Genomic DNA, 15751 nt, shown 5'->3' with positions numbered 1-15751 from the left:
CCGCTCAGTCCTGGACCCAGCGGAACGTCACGCGATCCCCGCCGGTGAGCCGCGCCGAGAGGTTCGAGAGCTCATACACGTCGGTATGGGTTCCGAAGAGGCCCTTCGACTTGCTGAAGAGGAAGCGGGTCGACGGATCCAGCACGATGCTCGACCACTCCGAGTGGGTGTCGCAGCCGGCGGTCGAAGGCGACGGCCAGTTGCACCAGCTGTTGCCGGACTCGTTCCAGACCTTCCACGGCTGGCTGCTGCTGAGGAGGGTCACCTGCTTCCAGCGACTGATCAGCCGCCAGGCGCTCGCGGACCGTGTGCCGGTTGCCGCGAGTGCCTCGGTCCACCATGGATACGCACAGCCCGCAGAAAGCTGGCTGCGGGCGGCGGTGCTTTCTTCCCGACGCGCGTCAGGGCTTTCGCTGGGCCGCCGCGAGGAAGAAGGGCTTCGCCGCGTCATCCGCGGCCTTCCGGTACTCGGGGATGCGGCCGCGGTCGGAGGCGGCGAGGGCGGCCTTCAGCTTCGGGGCGTCGAGGTCCTGGGTGTAGCAGGGCGTGCCCGGCTGCTGGCGCCAGGAGCCCTCGAGGTCTCCGGCGTCGACCGGGTCGAAGCCGAGCTCGTCGATGAGGCGCAGGACCTTCGCCTTGGCCTCGGGGGCGCCGGCGACGGGGAGCGCGACGCGGCCGGGCGTGCCCGGAGGCTGGCTCTTGTCCGCGAGGGATTGGGAGTAGATGTTGTTGAAGGCCTTGACCACCGGCCTGCCGAGCCGCTCGCTGACCCAGACGCTCTCCGTCCTGCCTTGCTCGAGCTCGGGGATGGCGCCGTCCCGGGTCGGGTAGTAGTTGCCGGTATCGATGATGACCACGTCGGCGGGCACGCCCTGGAAGAGGTCCTTGGGCAGGTCCATCACCGCGCGCTGGGGGATGGTGACGACCACGACCTCGCCGCTCTTCGCCGCCTGGGCCGCCGTGACGGCCGTCGCGCCGATCTCCGCCGCGAGCTCCCGAATCGAGTCCGGTCCCCGCGAGTTCGCCAGGGAGACCTGGTGGCCCAGCTTCACCCACTTGCGCGCCAGCGTGGCGCCGATGTGGCCCGCTCCGATGATGCCGATCTTCATGTGTGCCTCCTGGAAGGAGGGGAGCCGGCCATGCGGGCTCCCGACCGATGGGGCACGCCTGATAACCAGCTCCTCCGACGCCTGCCCGGAAGAAATCCATCTTTCGCGAAGTCGGATTGTCCCGCACGGAGTCTGGCGGGAGGCGACTGCCTGCCCCGCCACGACATGACAGGCGGGGCAATCGTGCCGGGCGGACCGATGCCTGTGTTTCAAGGCGCGCCAGCGCCCAGACCAATGGACGTGGAGGCTGCCCGACAGAGGGGAAGGGCGGAGCCGACCTCTGAAAACGATCTCCTGCCCCCTGCGCTGCTGCGCGATCCCTCGAATCAACCAGGGGACGGAGATGCCAGGGAGGCAGGATGCCGTTCCTCATGGGAAGAGGCGTCGCCTTCCCTCCGTCGGTGCCCAGGCCGTGCGTTGCCCACCGGCTTGGGGTTCCGTGAAGGATGTGCTGGGCTCACTCCCGCAGTCCCAGCGCAGTCCCTCGTCACGGAGGATGCATGAAGAAGATCGTGTTGCTGTCGTGCGCGCTGCTGTGGGTCACCGCTTGCGGTGGTCCGGAGGCCCCGGAACCTCTCACCCCCGAGGCCCCCATCCAGGACCTCGTCTCGCAAGGAGATCTTGCCCCGACGTACTGGTACACCTGTCAGCTCCCGTGTCGGGCGGGCTTCTGTCCCACCAGCTCCATCCCATACCCAGACTGCTCCTCGGGTATCCGCTACACGTGCACGCCATGCATTGGGGGGCCTGACCCTCTGTGATGCACGTGACGTGAGTCCTTGTGAGAGGGGGGCGGAGAGTGCCCCCCCAGTCGCGCGTCCCGTTCGCCGAAGCGTGTCGACCGTCTCCCCGTCAAGCTGGGAATGAATGTCCCGGGAAATGTCCCACGGAATGAGGGTCATGCGTCTCGCCTGGCGGGACGTGCCCCCGCTGGCGCCCGTGCCGGGCGAGACTGACGACGGGGGCGGCAATCGGCCCAGGGTGAGGTCCGTGCGTGCGCGAGCCGGCGAACGAGGTCGAGCAGACCGAGGGCTACTACCGTCGCTATGGCGAAGCCGTGCATCGGCGGTGTCTGCGCCTGCTCGGCGATGAGGCGCTGGCCTGGGATTCGACGCAGGAGGTCTTCCTGCGCGTCCACTCCAACCTGAAGCAACTGCGCGCCGCGGGCTCCGCCTTGTCGTGGCTGCTCACCGTGGCGGACCGACAATGCTTCTCCGTGCTGCGCCGCCGGCGCACCGAGGCCACCCATGCGCTGTCTCGACTGGCGCCACTTCCGGAGGCCCGCGCATCGCCGGAGGCCGCGCTGGAGCGGCTTCTGGTGGACGCGGACCTGGTCAGGCGCGTCCTCGCGCACTGTCCGGAGGACGTCCAGCGCATCGTCGCCCATCGCTTCATCGACGAGCTGGAGCAGGAGCAGATCGCCACGCTGCTCGACGTCTCCCGCAAGACGGTGCAGCGCAAGCTGCAGACCTTCTTCGACACCGCGCGGCGACTCCTGGAGGTCGCCCCCCGCACCGAGCCTCGAAAGGGAACGGCCCCCGCATGAACCCCACCTCCATCCCTCGCTTCCCGGGCGTGCCGGACCTCCTGCTGGAGCGCTACCTGTGTGACGAGCTCTCCCGGGAAGAGGCCCGGCGCGTGGAAGAGGCGGCGCGCGTCTCGCCCGAACTCGCGGCGCACCTGCGGGAGCGCCAGGCCGAGAAGGCCGCCTTCGCCCTCGTGCGCCCCTTCGGCCCGGTGCGGGCCCGACTGGAGACCCCGCGTCCGAGCCGCTGGCGCGGGCCCTGGCATTGGAGCCATCCCGTGCTGGTGCTCGGCGTCGTGCTCGCGGCGGTGCTGCCCCGGCTCGTCACCCTCGAGGAGGTGGAGAAGGTTCGCGTGCGCGGCGGGCTCACCGCGCGAGTGCTCGTCAAGCGAGGTGACGCGGTCTTCGAGCAGGGGCCCGGTGTGGTGTTGCGCCCCGGAGACCGGGTCCGGGTGGAGGTGGAGGACGTCAACGGCGGCGCGCTCTATGTCCTGGCGCTGAGCGAGCGCGGCCGCGTCACACCCCTCCAGGGCTTCGAGGCCACCGGCGGCGCGTTGTCCATGGGGCCAGGCCGATGGGTGCTGCCCGGGAGCCTGGAGCTGGATGCCGCCCCCGAACAGGAGGCGCTGGTGGTGGTGCTCGCCTCCGATGCCCCGAGTGCTCCATCGCCCCAGACCGTCCAGCGCTGGCTGGAGCACGCGGCGAGGGAGACGGCCTTCCCCCCGTCACCCTCGCCGCTCCCTGGCACCCGCCACACCGTCCACGTCCTCCCCAAGGAGCTGCCATGAGGACGGTGCTGCGCTTCGGTGTCCTGCTCGCCCTGGTCGTTACCTCCGTCGCGAGCGCGGAGAGCCGGTTCTCCATCAGCGTGGGCCACAACCTGGGCCGGGACACGGACGAGCCTTTGCGCTGGGCCCAGCAGGACGCCGAGCGCATGGACGCCGTCTTCGGCCAGCTCGGCGGAGTCCCCGAGGACCGTCGTCTCCTGCTGCGGGGGGAGTCCGTCTCCAATCTCAAGCTCGGGCTCGCGCGGATGCGAGGCCGCATCGAGGAGGCGCGGCGCGCCGGAGAGCGCACGCTGCTGTTCTTCTTCTACTCGGGCCACGGTGACGAGTCGGCCCTGCGCATGGGCGGCGAGGCGCTCCCGCTCGCGGAGCTGCAACGCCTGCTGTCGGAGGTCCCCGCCACCGTCACCGTCGCGGTGCTGGACGCCTGTCACAGCGGCGCGCTCGTGCGAGGCCGCTCCAAGGGCCTCAAGTCCGCGCCCGCGTTCGACATCTCCTTCCTCCGCCAGGTGGGACCGCAGGGGCGCGTGTTCATCGCATCCGCGGGGGCTCACGAGGTGGCGCAGGAGTCGGACAGCCTCCGGGGTTCGTTCTTCACGCACCACCTGATTTCAGGCCTGAGGGGCGCGGCGGACGTGGACGCCGATGGCCGCGTCTCGCTCACGGAGGCCTATGGCCACGTCTACCACCGCACCCTGGCGGGCTCGCACGCCTCCACGGCGGCGGTGCAGCACCCGGAGCTGTCCAGCCAGCTCGCGGGAGAAGGGGACCTGTTCCTCACCACGCTCTCGCGGGCCCACGCGCAGCTCGAGCTGCCACCACGGGTGGGAGACAGCGTCGTGCTCGTGGACGAGCGCACGTTGCAGGTCATGGCGGAGGTGGAGCCCCGAGGTGAAGAGCCGGTGCGCGTCGCGCTGCCAGCGGGTCGCTATCGGGTCCAGGTGCGGCGAGGCCCCCAGGTGCTCTACGGCAAGGTGTACCTGCCCTGGGGCGACAAGCAGCGCCTGGAGCCCGCGTCGCTGGAGGTCCGCACGCTGGCCCTGCACCAGCGCAAGGGCGCGCTCCTGGAGTCCAGCAACTGGCGGCTCCAGGCGGCGGTGGGCGCGGGCCGCTCGTCGACGCAGCTGGGAGGGTGGGGGCCTCAGGTGGGAGTGCTGCTCGCGAGGGAGAGCTCCGGTGGGCTTGGGTTGTCCTTCCTCGGAGGACTCAGCCTGGGGGGCACCCGGGGCGCAACGAACGCGCAGCGATTCGAGCAGGTGGAGCTGGGGCTGTGGAGTGGCCTGGGCCTCGCGGGCTCGGTGGGGCGAGTCTGGATGGGAGCCCACGCGGGCCTCGGTGTGCTGGGCCTGGCTCAGCGCGCGACGAGCCCGGATGCGGAGCGCCGCCGCGAGCTGGGCCTCCCCACGCGACGGACACGCACGGGCGCGGGCGCGGCCACCTTCGCCGCGCTCTCCGCGGAGGTCCCGGTGAGCGCGCGCACGGGCCTCTTCGCCCGGCTGGGCGGCCATGTCGCGCTGATGCGCGAGGACGAGAAGCTCAGGACGCAATTCGCGCCACAGTTGATGCTGGGTTGCACCTGGGGGCTGTGAGCGTGGGTGGCATGTCCCACGTGAGTCCGTCCACGCGTCTCCTTGCTCGCATCGACTGGATGGCGCGAGCGCTTCGAGAAGAGGGCGCGCGGGTTCGCCGGCTGATGCCTGTCACGTGACCTGGGATTGCGCCCGGGTCCGAGAGGAAGGCCATATGACGACGATGCGGGAGCGCGGTTTCTGGAAGTGGAGCCTGCTTGCACTGGCATTGACGGGATGCGGTGGTGTCATGGGAGACGAGGCGGAGGACGAAGCCCTGCTGACGCTGGAGGGCACGCTGCGCGCCTCTTCCACCTTCGACCTGGGGAACTCCGACCGCATTCGCGCGTCGCTCCTCTGGGATGTCTGGCCCAAGGTCGTCGTGGACTGCATGGTCCAGCGGACGTACCCGGAGGGCCTCGCCCGGTGCCAGCGATTGGCCCCGAAGACGTCGTACCACCACCCCGACGCGGACGTCAGGGTCAACGGCCACTTCCCCAACACCTTCAGCATGTCCCTCAATCGCCTGCCGGATCCCGCGGCACTGATTGGAGAGGAGGGCTCCAAGCTGGGCATGGCCTACGTGATGGCCTACGTGGACGGCAACGGCAACGGCACCCTGGACCGGGTGTCGAACGAGGCCACTTCCAGCCCTGACATCGTCGTCGGGTTCCAGTCGGGCTTCAGCGCGGACTCGACGGAGCAGTCCTTCATCCTGTACCGCGAGGGCGCGCTCCACCCGCTCTACCGCTTCGACTTCCCGGACTGCCCGGAGATCCCCCAGGGGTACTCCGTGGTGACGCTGCACTACACGGAAGAAGGGACGGAGTGCACCGTGAAGACGCGCAGGGTGGACCTGGACATGGATCTGGAGGCGAACCAGGCCTTCCAGCAGCTCGCCTGCGAGGAGCCCAACGCTCGAGTCCTCCTGGACACGGTGCGAGCCTCCACCGTGGGGCCTCCGCCCGTGGGGAGCACCCAGCGGTGCGGCACGTTCATCCACTCCATCTCGCGCAATGACCAGGTGCTGTACGTGAATCCCCACCCCGAGCGCTTCTGCTCCGTGGCGAACACGGAGGTGTACATGCTGAAGGACTACTGGGATGGCACCTGGGATGACCGGGCCTCGCCGCCGTCCTGGTGGCCCTGCCCGGTGGTGACCACGCCCTGAGGTGACGACCGCGGGGGCCCGCGCCCGTCACTGCCGCGGATAGGAGTCCTTCGCGGCTTCCCGGCGGGCGCGCTCCGCGGCCTCGCTCTCCTCTCGCCGACGGTCCGCTGCCGCGCGCTCTTCGATGGCGCGCGTCAGCGCCTCCGGCGTCTTCTCTCGGAGGAGCGGGGCGAGCTGCTCGAGCGCGCGCTGGAGGTCGGGGAAGGGAACCCGGTTCTTGTCGACCAGGATCTTCCACGGCTCGGAGACCGAGGTCCGCTCCAGGTCGAAGGTGACGTGCTGCACCTGCCGCTCGGTGGGGACGTCGATGCGGGCCCCTGTGAACCGGTCCTGCTCGCAAGCGCTGACCCAGACGGACTCGTGCGAGCCCGACTTCATCCGCCGTCCTCGAACGCCGTACTGGACCTTGCAGAGCTTCAGGGAGCCCAGCTGCGCCTGGATGCCGGCCATCTCCTGGAGCGCGCCGACGTCGATCTCCTCACTGTCTCCGGCCGAGCCACCTGACCCGCCCAGCATGACCCCGGCTCCCAGGGCGCCCGCCATGACCATCACTGCGGCGCCGGCGAAGAGGACCACCTTGTTGTTGGACCTGGGCGCGGGGGACGGGCGGGATGGGCTCATGGAGGAAGCACCTTAAGTGGGGGCTCTCGGGGAGAGAAATCGAAAGATGTCTCCCCGCATCGGGTGCGGCGCGGGCTGATGACTCGACGTGGATGGTGGCAACCCCTGCGGGGGGGATGAAGAACGACTGGGCGGGGATGAATCCGCCCGGGTGATATCGCGCACCCACGTGCGCCAGCGCTCCTCCGCCGTCGAACTCGGGTCTCCCGTCACGAAAGGACGTGAGAGGGCGGTGAGACACCGACCCTCTTCGTGACCAGGAGGGGTACCCATGACGTGCAGACACGGGCGCTGGCGTTGGTGTGTCGCCGCCACCCAGAAGGAACTCGATGCCGTGGCGCGCATCCGCTGGGCGGTCTTCGGCGGAGAGCTGGGCTTGTTGTCCGAGCAGTCCGCGGTGTCCCGGCGGGAGGTGACGTGCGTCGACACGCTCGACACCACGGTGCACGTGCTCGTCCATGCCGGTGACGAGCCGGTGGCGACGATGCGCGTGGCGCTGCCCAACGCGGAGGTGGCGGCGAACCTGGGCGGGAAGGTGGGGCTCGAGATGGAGCAGCGGGTGGACCTCTCGGGGCTGCTCCAGCCGGGGAGGCTGGTCGCGGAGCCCTCGCGCTTCTGTGTGTTGCCCCAGTGGCGGCGCTCGGAGGCCGTCACGTGGCTGCAGGCGGGCATGTACGCGGAGAGCCGGCGGCGCGGCGTGACGCACTGGATTGCGTCCGCGAACCTGGAGACGGACTCGGCCGAGGACGCGCGCCTCGCCTGGCGGGTGGCGGCGCGCCGCGGCTGGCTGAGCCCTCACTGGCGCGTCTCCATCCCCGACACGTGTCGCGCCCCGGCGCGTCCCCGCAGCCCCTTCTACACGCCCGAGGAGCGGGCGAGGGCGGCGCAGGGGCAGTGGGACGGGCTGCGGCTGCCCCGGGCGCCCGCGCTCTTCGCCAGGACGATGGGCGCGCGCTTCATCGCCGAGCCCCTCTACGACACGTATTTCCAGTGGTTCACGCTGCCGCTCGTCATGGCGCTCGATGAGATTCCGACGGACTCCCTGGCGCGCTTCCACGCGCTGGAGCACGGCGTGAGCCTGGCCGCCTAGGCGGTCGCGGTTCCTTTCCCTTCACCTTCAACACGCAGCGACCGGGAGCCCCAGGGGCACCGGACAGGAGACGTACGTGCACACCCAGACGGAGAATCACGTGGGAGCGAATTGGTTGGCGGCGCTGGACGCGGAGGCGCGAGGGCTGGTGGCGGCGGTGGACGCGCAGCCCGACGCTCGAAGCCTCCTCGAGGGCACCCTCGACAAGGAGGGCTACATCCACTTCCTCATCCAGACGTACCACTACGCCCGCTGGAGCACGCCCATCCTCGCGGAGGCGGGCGTGCGGCTGAGGCAGCAGGGCCGGCTCCCGGAGCTGGCGACGCTGCTCATCCAGAAGGGCGAGGAGGAGCGGGGGCACGACCGGTGGCTGCTGTCGGACCTGAAGAACCTGGGGTGCTCCGAGGAGGCCGTGGAGTCGGCGGCGCGCAGCCCCGCGGTGGAGGCGTATACGGGGTGGAACTTCTTCACCTCCCGCGCGGGCGTGGCGACGGCGGCGCTGGGGACCGCGTACGTGCTGGAGTACCTGTCACAGACGCGGGCGGGCCTGTGGGCCGAGCGGCTGCGGGAGCTGTCCACCATCCCCAACATCCGCAAGTCGGTGACGTTCCTGCGCAGCCACGGCGCGCTGGACGGGGACCACGTGGCGGAGATGGAGCGGCTCTTCGCGGGGCTGACGGAGCTGGAGGACCAGGAGGCGATCCTCTTCTCTGCCCGGGTCGCGCGGTGCGTCTACCCGCGCATCTTCCGTCAGGGCGGTGAGCTCGCGAGGTAGCGCTCCGCGCCCGCGAGTCGGAGGCACCTCCGACTCGCGGTGGGGCGCGTCACACCGGCTTGCTGAGGAGGGCGAGCTGGTAGAGGAAGTCGGCGCGGTCGTCGACGCCCAGCTTGCCGAAGAGGTTGCGCACGTGGGTCTTCACCGTCTGGTCGGAGATCTTGAGGTCGTCGGCGATCTGCCCGTTGGACCAGTTGCGGAGCACGCCCTTCGCGATGTCGAGCTCGCGGGTGGTGAGCTCGCGTTGCATGTGCAGGGGAAGGGGGATGGAGTGGGGGAGCTCGGTCAAGAGGAGGGCCCACTGGCGAGGAGCGTCATTGGCGGGCAGCTCGATGAACCGGCACGTGCGGTAGCCGTCGGGATGATTGACGACCCAGAGGTTCTTGCCGAGCCGCTCGTCCGGGGTCATCCGGATGAGGGTGTCCAGCTGCTCCTTGAAGACGAACGGGAGCCCGGAGGCGTGGAGCTCCGACGGCGTGAACCAGCGCTCCAGCAGATGGGTGGCGTGCTGGGAGCGGAACACCTCGCGCCTGGGCGGCTCCAGGATGATGAAGGCGGAGTCGTCGCGCTGGTAGAGCTCCTGGAGCAGCTGCGCGCCGGCGGTCATGTCCTGGAAGTCCTGGCAGTTGCCGAGGGTGTTGGCGAAGTGCCGGGTGACGCTGGCGAGGGCGGTGACGCTCTGGTCGGGGAAGGGCGAGCGCTGGTGCCGGTAGAACGCGAGGGCGCCGACGAGGCCCGGGCGGATGGGCACGAGGACGGCCATGATGTGCTCCAGGGGCTGCTCCAGCTCCCGGCTGCGTTGATAGACGAGGGTGCGCTCGTAGTCCCGGCGTGAGAGGAGTTGCGTATCGCAGATGGGCACGCCGGGCTTGGCGAGGATGGGGTCCCGGAGGAAGTCATGGTCGACCAGGCCGGCATACTCCTCGAGGATGGGGATGCGGTGGCCGGGGACGTGCCAGCGGAAGTCGAGCGTGGGCGCAAGGCGCATGAGGCACAGCGCCATGGCGTCGGCCTGGACGAACTCGAGCATCGACGTGCGGCTCGCCTCGAGGGCTTTCGGAACGGAGCGCTGGCTGCCGAGCGCGATGATTGCGTTGTCCCGGACCACGAGCTCTCGAGTGTTGAAGTCCGTCGGATTGAACATCCACTCCTCCTGGTCAGGCCACCCCGTGGGGTGCGCCAGCATGTCCTTCATCCATACATAAGTCCGGGCTGTAAATCTGTCCCTCACCCCGCAGTGGTATGGACAGGAGGCCTCGATGGGCGTTGGTGTATGCCGAGTCAAAGACGACTCAGTGCATGGAGTCCGCGGACTGGTGCGGCGCACAGGCAACCAGGCCCCTCCTCGTTGAAAGCGTCATCGCATGAATCGGGGCGTGATGGCACCACCACGCCTCGGCTCGCGCCCGTGCTCGTCCCTGGTCTCGAGAAGGTCGTCGCGGTGGTCGCGGGCGCTCTCTTCTTGCTCGCTGATGGCCCCGTCGCCTGAGGCGCAACCTCTACGGTCGGCGTGTGGGCTTCTACGTGCTTGCGGTGGTGCCAGCGCTTCTTTAGAGAGGCGCTCAGCCGCGCAGTGCTCGGATGTCGTCGAGTGTCTCCTGGCGAGTGGCCGCGCGGCGCGAACGCCACTGCGCCATCACGAAAGCAATCCATGAACCGTTACATCGCAATTGTCGCGACGGGCCTTGCTGCGTCCATGCTCACCGCTTGTGGAGATGACGCCGAGAAGAAGCCGGGACCTTCGACGGAGGAGTCCGAGGGCTACACCTTGAGCGGGCAGGTGACGTCGTTGGAGCCCGCGATGGTTTCGGGTCGCAGCAAGGTGACCATCGCCTGGGACAACTGGATGGGATCGGGGGACGTCATCGTCTCCCAGGGCAACCGCCTGCTGACCGGGAGCGTCCCTGGGGCGTTCACCTTGACGCTGGAGGACGCACCTCCGACGGCGGCCCTCAACCACTTGAATCCCGGGCTGCTGGGCACGGGGTACTTCGCTGTCTACGACGATGTGGACGGTGATGGCGTCATGGACCTGGATGACGACGAGGCCCTCCAGGGACTCTCCATCCACCACGCGGTGCTCTACGTGCCGGAGGTGACGGAGGACGTCCTGGCGTGGCTGCGCAACAGGGGGCTCGTCACCAACCTGGAGGCGCTGAAGCCCGGCTTCAACCTGGCGCGGGGCGTCTGCCGCGAGGACCAGTCCTTCGACTCCCTGGAGATCATCCCCGTCGAGCCCGTGGAGGTGCTCGGTGGCGTCGACTTGAGCGACGGGTGTCTCAACATCCACTGAGTCGAAGTACCGCGTAGCGGTGGCCATGCGACGCGCGGAGCAGGTGCGTCGCGTGGCGCTCGGGGCGGGTGCACCGGCTCGCTCACCGTGGATTGACCCAGCGCCAGGGGGCTCCTTAAGGTGTGTTTCCACCTCTGGAAGGAACACCGGGATGTCTCGCCAGCTTGTCGCCGTGCTCTGCTGCGTGCTTGCCGTGGGGCCGTTGGCTGCTCCGGCGGCGAATCCAGAGCTGACCACTCGCCTCGACGCGCAACTGAAGCGCAACCGCGAGCGCTACGGTATCGCGGGTCAGGCCGTGCTCATCCGCCACAACGGTCAGCTCGTCTATCAGGCCGCGACCGGTGAAAAGGATGTCGAGCGCCACGCGCCTGTGTCGACCGACACCGTGTTCAACGCCTATTCGTTGGCCAAGCTGCTGGCCAGTGTGTTGGTGATGCAGTTGGTCGAGCAGGGCGGTGTCGAGCTGGATGCACCCGCCAGCCGCTATCTGCCCGAGCTTCCCGATGCGTGGAAGGCGATCAGCGTGCGCCACTTCCTGAACCACAGCTCCGGTGTGCCGGAGTACTTCGAGAACCGCGAGGGGACCCTGGTGTCGAAGGGACACGCGGGGCTTGCGCCCACGTTGGAGGCGGCGTTCGCGGGGCTGGCGGACACGCCGATGCAGTTCGCCACCGGCAGCAGCAACCGCTACACGCAGACGAACTTCCTGGTGCTGACCGCGTTGCTGGAAGCGCACTATCGTCAGCCCTATGCGGCCATCGTGCGCCAGCGCATCCTGAAGCCACTGGGGCTGCGCAACACCTGGCTGGGACCTGCTGGCGTGCCCTCCGCGCGCCTGGCCAGGGGGTACATCGGCAAGGACGGCGCGCTGCGGCGGGAGGATGATATCGCCTGGCCCGCCTATGCGCTGGGGCATGCCAGCCTGCACACCACCGTGGGAGATCTCGATCGCTTCCTGCAGGCGCTGGCCGCCGGCAAGCTGGTGCGTCGGGCGACGCTCCGGACGCTGTTTCAGCCGCGGAAGCTCAGCACGGGTCGCGACAGTGGGTTCATCAGTGGCTGGGAGTTCGGGCAGAGCGGCGACTATCGGCAGATGAGCCACGACGGTGGCACTCGCGTTCGGGCTCGCCTGTTGTTCAAGGACTCGCTGGTGGGTGACACCTGGACGTTCGTTTATTTCACCAACGGCAGCGTGCGCAATGTCTGGTCACGCACGCTGGTGGACAGCACCATGGCGCAGGTGGCGCCACGGCTGTTTCCGCGAGAGACGCTGTCCGAGCGGTTGATCACCCATGCCCTCGCTGATGAGGGCGCCGATGACACGGGATTGAAGACCTGGTTGCGCGACGGCAGCGGCGTCGCCACTGAGGAGTTGGAGCGCGCGATCAACAGCGCCGGCTATTCCGTCCGAGAGAACCTCGGCGACCGCGCGGCGCTGAAGGTGTTCACCCTCAACACCGTGCTTCATCCGGAGTCAGCCAATGCCTGGGACAGCCTGGCTGAATGCCATGCCGCGCTGGGGGATGCGGTGACCGCGGCGGAGCTCTACGCGAAGTCGCGGCGACTGGCCGATGCCGTGAAGGCGAAGCCGTAATCAGGCGTGCGGGGTGATGACCGGCCTTCCTTCGGGCGCTGTCGGTGGCGCGATGGCCGTGGAGGGGACGAAGGTTGCGACGGGTTCGCTCTTGCCCTTGACCGCCACCGGAGGGGCAGGAGACCAGGTGAAGGTCTCTCCCGCGGTGGCGCGCGTGGATGAGGACACGAGCAGCGGCGTCCCCACCTGCTTGGTGAGCCCTTCGATGCGGCTGGCCAGGTTCACCGCGTCACCGATCACTGTGTACTCGCGCCGCTGAGGGCTGCCGACGTCTCCCACGACGACGCGGCCGGTGTGGATGCCAATTCCGATCTGCAGTGGCTCCTCGCCTCGCGCCACGCGCTCCGTGTTGAGCGCCGCCAGCACGTCGAGCATCTCCAGTCCACACGCCACGGCCGCGCGCGCATGGTCCGGGTGGTCCAGGGGGGCGCCGAAGTAAGCGAGGATGCCGTCGCCGATGAACTTGTCGAGCGTCCCGCCATGGCGGAACACCACTTCCACCATGCGCGACAGGTACTCGTTGAGCAGCGCGACCACCTGGGGGCTGTCCATCCGCTCGGACATGGAGGTGAAGCCGCGGATGTCGGAGAACAGCAGCGTCACCTCGCGATGCTGGCCCGTGGCGAGGCCGGTGCCTCGATCGGCGATGTGGCGGGCCACCTCGGGGGAGAAGTAGCGACCCAGGCGCTCGCGGCGAGCCTGCTCGCGGGAGATGCCATGCAGCAGGTGTTGGATGCGGTGCGTGGCATAGGCGAGCGTCAGGGCCGTGACGCCGAGGATGACGACGAGCACGGGGGCGAGGCTCCAGTCCTCGGCAGTGCCCTGGCTCATCAGGAAAACCGAGAAGCCCATACCCATCACGGCGCAGAGCGCCACGGTGACGACGTCCAGCGACAGCACCGACAGCGCGAGGAGCACGCAGAACACCCCGCAGGACATGGGGCCCACGAGATTCGCGGGCACATCAGCCAGGAGGGTGACGTATTGCTGGATGAAGACCATGGGCGCGTCCACCAGCGCCACGGCCAGGCCCGCATACCTGTACCCGCGAGTGAAGACCGCCGTCGCCCAGAGCACACCCGCGAGCACCAGGTAGACGCCCAGCGCCACTGGGGACGCGGGCCACGAGAGGCTCAGGCTCAAGCAGAGCCAGGCGAGCACACCGAAGAAGCGCAGGGCCCCCAGACGACGGGCCACACGAAGCCGTTCGTCGACGAGGTTGCGCTCGAAGGCGATGGACAGGTCCGGCTCAGCCGGGTCGAGGAGACGAGTCGCGAGCTGCGGCAGCATGTATTCATGACGCTACCAGAGGCGGCCCGGGCCCTTTTGCGTGAAGCCGGTCTGTCACCCGGGGTGCGTTTCGGACGGAGGCGCCGTCACCCCGGGTAATACCTGTGGTTTCAGTCCGAGGACGCGTGGGCTGCGTCGGAGGTGTCTTGGCACATGCTGGGAGACGCGTCCGAACTGGAGGCACAGGTCTCGCTGGAGGTGCCATCGACCCAATCCGCCAGCCAGCCGCGAAAGCCGGTGAGTTCGAGCTCGCGTTGGCCGTAGATGCCGAGGGCTGCTTCGGCGGCGGCCTGTCGACACTTTCGCGCGTAGCGGTAGCCGAGGACGATTGCCCAGACTGCTCCCAGGAGACCCATCAGGACCGACAGCACCACCGCTGCTTGAAGTACCCAGGTCATGGCCACCTCCTGGTGGGCCAATCTATCTCAAGTCCGCACGGCCTCCGATCTGCGGGAAACGCTCATAAGTTCGCTTGAGGGCATCCAGGTGGGTGGGGTTGTCGTAGTCGAGAGGCGTATCCGTGAGTTGCACAACCCATCCTCCTGATGCCGTGCGCCGCGCTCGCGTGAGCAAATCGGTGTCGCGAGCAGGATCAGGGAACCCGATGGTTCGAGCGGTAGCGGCGGACCAGTAGTTCACCCATCCGAGGAAAGAGGGCGTCTCTTTCTCAGGGAGCTTCTCTGGGAGGCTGAGCATGGGCAGCCCACGAGGTGAGTGATCCGGCCCACTCGCAGAGCGGCGAAGCTGCTTCGCGATTTCCGAGCCATAGCCCTGCTGCGACGCATGTCCCCAGAATGCTTGCGCCCCCTCTGCCACGGCCTCCAGCACAGCCGCAGTTGCCGTGAGCACAGGTGGGTCGAGTGGCAGTTTGGCATGCACTTCGAATTGGGCCTGCCCACCCGGGCTGAAGAGCGCAGAGTTTTCACACCCCATCACTGTGACGGGGTAGCTCTCGTTCCCGTTGCACAGCAGCGGGAAGCCCCCGTCCTCGATACTCTTCATGAGCCACGCGTCGCGCTGCGGCAGTGGAATGGGTCTTCCGCTTTCGGAGATCCGCCACTCCAGGCGCAAGCCAGGGAGCGCCTTTTCCATCCCCTGGATGGCATCGAGAGCGCGGCCGTCTGTGCCTGCAAGCGCAGGCGCATAGACGATGAGGGTGAGGGTTCTCGGTTGGGTCATCGAGGGCATCCCGTGACGACGACATTGAGTGTGGGAATCTCGTCGAGCAGTGCGCGCTGGTGATCTTCGGTGCTCACACCGACGACGAAGTCGTATCCACATCTTGCCGCGGTGTCTCGCTCCTTTCTGATTTGTTTCAACTCGCTCTCAATCTCCCGGTCCTGGATGAAGCGATTGTACGTGTCGAACTGATGGGTCTTGAGCTCCCACAGCACGCGCGCGCCGACCTGTAGTGCATCGAAGCGCACTCCGTTCACGATGACGTCCATCCCAGGGTATCGGTTCGGAGGAAACGTGTCGGCGCACGCGTTATGCGGAGCATCATTGCCCGCGTGTGGCACGGGGATGGGCCTGCACTCCGGGCGACGCTCTTGTTCCGCGGGCTCGGTTGGCACTGGTGGGAATGCGTCCTGACCCGCTGGCTCGCGCTTTCGATTCGCGGAAGGTTCCCGCAGGGCCGGCTTCGTCTGGAGCGAGGCCTCGTCATTCTCCGAGCTGCTCCCCCGCAGCTCATACGCCTCCAGCGCTTCCTCGATGACGACCCCCACCACCACGACACCCAAGACAATCACCGCGCCCACGACAATCTCGGGCGCGGCCAGGACACACAGGCCGATACCCAGGGCCGCCGCGCCCGCCGACGCGACCGTGCATCTCCGCGTCGGGTCGTTGAACCGGACCCGGTCATGGTCGAGCGCGTGGAAGCAGCGCTCCGCGAGCACGGGCCACGGTTGGGAGGCCTCGCGGACGA

16 protein-coding genes are annotated in these 15751 nt (G+C 68.5%); 8 read left to right on the top strand and 8 right to left on the bottom strand.

The features are described from left to right. Positions 1 to 4 precede the first annotated feature (4 nt). Together VZQ01_RS42220 and VZQ01_RS42215 are read right to left on the bottom strand one after the other, a co-directional pair. Complete coding sequence (locus VZQ01_RS42220; RefSeq protein ID WP_223748764.1) at positions 5 to 265, bottom strand: hypothetical protein; 261 nt, start codon at positions 263 to 265, stop codon at positions 5 to 7. Positions 266 to 401: 136 nt separating this feature from the next. Beyond that, positions 402 to 1109 carry an NADPH-dependent F420 reductase gene (locus tag VZQ01_RS42215; RefSeq protein ID WP_426746481.1) on the bottom strand — a complete coding sequence of 236 codons (708 nt, stop codon included), beginning with the start codon at positions 1107 to 1109 and terminating at the stop codon, positions 402 to 404. A gap of 994 nt (positions 1110 to 2103) precedes the next feature. On the opposite strand from VZQ01_RS42215, the gene VZQ01_RS42210 reads away from it, so the two are divergent. The 4 genes from VZQ01_RS42210 (at position 2104) to VZQ01_RS42195 (ending at position 6158) form a co-directional block, all read left to right on the top strand. Further along, positions 2104 to 2655, top strand: a complete 552-nt coding sequence (locus VZQ01_RS42210; RefSeq protein WP_223748763.1) for an RNA polymerase sigma factor — start codon at positions 2104 to 2106, stop codon at positions 2653 to 2655. Further along, positions 2652 to 3422 (top strand): hypothetical protein, encoded by a 771-nt coding sequence (locus VZQ01_RS42205; RefSeq protein ID WP_223748762.1) that lies wholly within the window; start codon positions 2652 to 2654, stop codon positions 3420 to 3422. Before VZQ01_RS42210 ends, VZQ01_RS42205 begins: the two co-directional genes overlap by 4 nt. Then, the gene (locus VZQ01_RS42200) at positions 3419 to 5008 is read left to right on the top strand and encodes a caspase family protein (protein WP_223748761.1); all 1590 of its coding nucleotides are present in this window, start codon (positions 3419 to 3421) and stop codon (positions 5006 to 5008) included. Before VZQ01_RS42205 ends, VZQ01_RS42200 begins: the two co-directional genes overlap by 4 nt. Positions 5009 to 5237: 229 nt before the next feature. Further along, positions 5238 to 6158, top strand: coding sequence for a hypothetical protein (locus tag VZQ01_RS42195; RefSeq protein WP_223748760.1), 921 nt, complete (start codon positions 5238 to 5240; stop codon positions 6156 to 6158). 27 nt (positions 6159 to 6185) lie between these two features. Here the strand turns inward: VZQ01_RS42195 and VZQ01_RS42190 are convergent, their stop codons facing one another. Beyond that, positions 6186 to 6779: a hypothetical protein gene (locus VZQ01_RS42190; protein ID WP_223748759.1), complete on the bottom strand. Its 594-nt coding sequence runs from the start codon at positions 6777 to 6779 to the stop codon at positions 6186 to 6188. A 271-nt stretch (positions 6780 to 7050) separates the two neighbouring features. On the opposite strand from VZQ01_RS42190, the gene VZQ01_RS42185 reads away from it, so the two are divergent. Both VZQ01_RS42185 and VZQ01_RS42180 read left to right on the top strand, forming a co-directional pair. Beyond that, on the top strand, positions 7051 to 7869 hold the full coding sequence (locus VZQ01_RS42185) for a GNAT family N-acyltransferase (RefSeq protein ID WP_223783193.1): 819 nt from the start codon (positions 7051 to 7053) through the stop codon (positions 7867 to 7869). Positions 7870 to 7945: 76 nt separating this feature from the next. After that, entirely contained in the window at positions 7946 to 8644 is a 699-nt protein-coding gene (locus tag VZQ01_RS42180) for an iron-containing redox enzyme family protein (RefSeq protein ID WP_426746480.1), read from the top strand. 49 nt (positions 8645 to 8693) lie between these two features. Here the strand turns inward: VZQ01_RS42180 and VZQ01_RS42175 are convergent, their stop codons facing one another. Further along, positions 8694 to 9788: a helix-turn-helix transcriptional regulator gene (locus VZQ01_RS42175; RefSeq protein ID WP_426746479.1), complete on the bottom strand. Its 1095-nt coding sequence runs from the start codon at positions 9786 to 9788 to the stop codon at positions 8694 to 8696. 507 nt (positions 9789 to 10295) lie between these two features. Here VZQ01_RS42175 and VZQ01_RS42170 point away from each other — a divergent pair. Then, complete coding sequence (locus VZQ01_RS42170) at positions 10296 to 10937, top strand: hypothetical protein (RefSeq protein WP_223748755.1); 642 nt, start codon at positions 10296 to 10298, stop codon at positions 10935 to 10937. A gap of 151 nt (positions 10938 to 11088) precedes the next feature. After that, complete coding sequence (locus tag VZQ01_RS42165; RefSeq protein ID WP_223748754.1) at positions 11089 to 12531, top strand: serine hydrolase domain-containing protein; 1443 nt, start codon at positions 11089 to 11091, stop codon at positions 12529 to 12531. Here the strand turns inward: VZQ01_RS42165 and VZQ01_RS42160 are convergent, their stop codons facing one another. From VZQ01_RS42160 to VZQ01_RS42145, 4 genes are all read right to left on the bottom strand, one after another. After that, on the bottom strand, positions 12532 to 13821 hold the full coding sequence (locus VZQ01_RS42160; protein WP_426746478.1) for an adenylate/guanylate cyclase domain-containing protein: 1290 nt from the start codon (positions 13819 to 13821) through the stop codon (positions 12532 to 12534). A gap of 110 nt (positions 13822 to 13931) precedes the next feature. Beyond that, a complete protein-coding gene (locus VZQ01_RS42155) occupies positions 13932 to 14219 on the bottom strand; it encodes a hypothetical protein (protein ID WP_223748752.1) in 288 nt (95 codons plus the stop codon). Between the two features lie 22 nt (positions 14220 to 14241). Next, positions 14242 to 15000, bottom strand: coding sequence for a DUF5953 family protein (locus VZQ01_RS42150; RefSeq protein ID WP_223748751.1), 759 nt, complete (start codon positions 14998 to 15000; stop codon positions 14242 to 14244). Next, positions 14997 to 15722: a DUF6310 domain-containing protein gene (locus VZQ01_RS42145; RefSeq protein WP_370640370.1), complete on the bottom strand. Its 726-nt coding sequence runs from the start codon at positions 15720 to 15722 to the stop codon at positions 14997 to 14999. The genes VZQ01_RS42150 and VZQ01_RS42145 overlap by 4 nt, the downstream gene beginning before the upstream one ends. Positions 15723 to 15751 lie beyond the last annotated feature (29 nt).

This window comes from Myxococcus faecalis (assembly GCF_050039385.1).
GTDB classification, from domain to species: domain Bacteria; phylum Myxococcota; class Myxococcia; order Myxococcales; family Myxococcaceae; genus Myxococcus; species Myxococcus fulvus.
This window is presented reverse-complemented; position numbering and strand designations above follow the sequence as displayed.

Excerpts from the sequence above, each read along its gene's own strand:
- VZQ01_RS42215 (WP_426746481.1), bottom strand. The coding sequence starts at position 1,109 with ATGAAGATCGGCATCATCGGAGCGGGCCACATCGGCGCCACGCTGGCG.
- VZQ01_RS42205 (WP_223748762.1), top strand. The coding sequence starts at position 2,652 with ATGAACCCCACCTCCATCCCTCGCTTCCCGGGCGTGCCGGACCTCCTG.
- VZQ01_RS42200 (WP_223748761.1), top strand. The coding sequence starts at position 3,419 with ATGAGGACGGTGCTGCGCTTCGGTGTCCTGCTCGCCCTGGTCGTTACC.
- VZQ01_RS42195 (WP_223748760.1), top strand. The coding sequence starts at position 5,238 with ATGGGAGACGAGGCGGAGGACGAAGCCCTGCTGACGCTGGAGGGCACG.
- VZQ01_RS42190 (WP_223748759.1), bottom strand. The coding sequence starts at position 6,779 with ATGAGCCCATCCCGCCCGTCCCCCGCGCCCAGGTCCAACAACAAGGTG.
- VZQ01_RS42185 (WP_223783193.1), top strand. The coding sequence starts at position 7,051 with ATGACGTGCAGACACGGGCGCTGGCGTTGGTGTGTCGCCGCCACCCAG.
- VZQ01_RS42175 (WP_426746479.1), bottom strand. The coding sequence starts at position 9,788 with ATGTTCAATCCGACGGACTTCAACACTCGAGAGCTCGTGGTCCGGGAC.
- VZQ01_RS42170 (WP_223748755.1), top strand. The coding sequence starts at position 10,296 with ATGAACCGTTACATCGCAATTGTCGCGACGGGCCTTGCTGCGTCCATG.
- VZQ01_RS42165 (WP_223748754.1), top strand. The coding sequence starts at position 11,089 with ATGTCTCGCCAGCTTGTCGCCGTGCTCTGCTGCGTGCTTGCCGTGGGG.
- VZQ01_RS42160 (WP_426746478.1), bottom strand. The coding sequence starts at position 13,821 with ATGCTGCCGCAGCTCGCGACTCGTCTCCTCGACCCGGCTGAGCCGGAC.
- VZQ01_RS42155 (WP_223748752.1), bottom strand. The coding sequence starts at position 14,219 with ATGACCTGGGTACTTCAAGCAGCGGTGGTGCTGTCGGTCCTGATGGGT.
- VZQ01_RS42150 (WP_223748751.1), bottom strand. The coding sequence starts at position 15,000 with ATGACCCAACCGAGAACCCTCACCCTCATCGTCTATGCGCCTGCGCTT.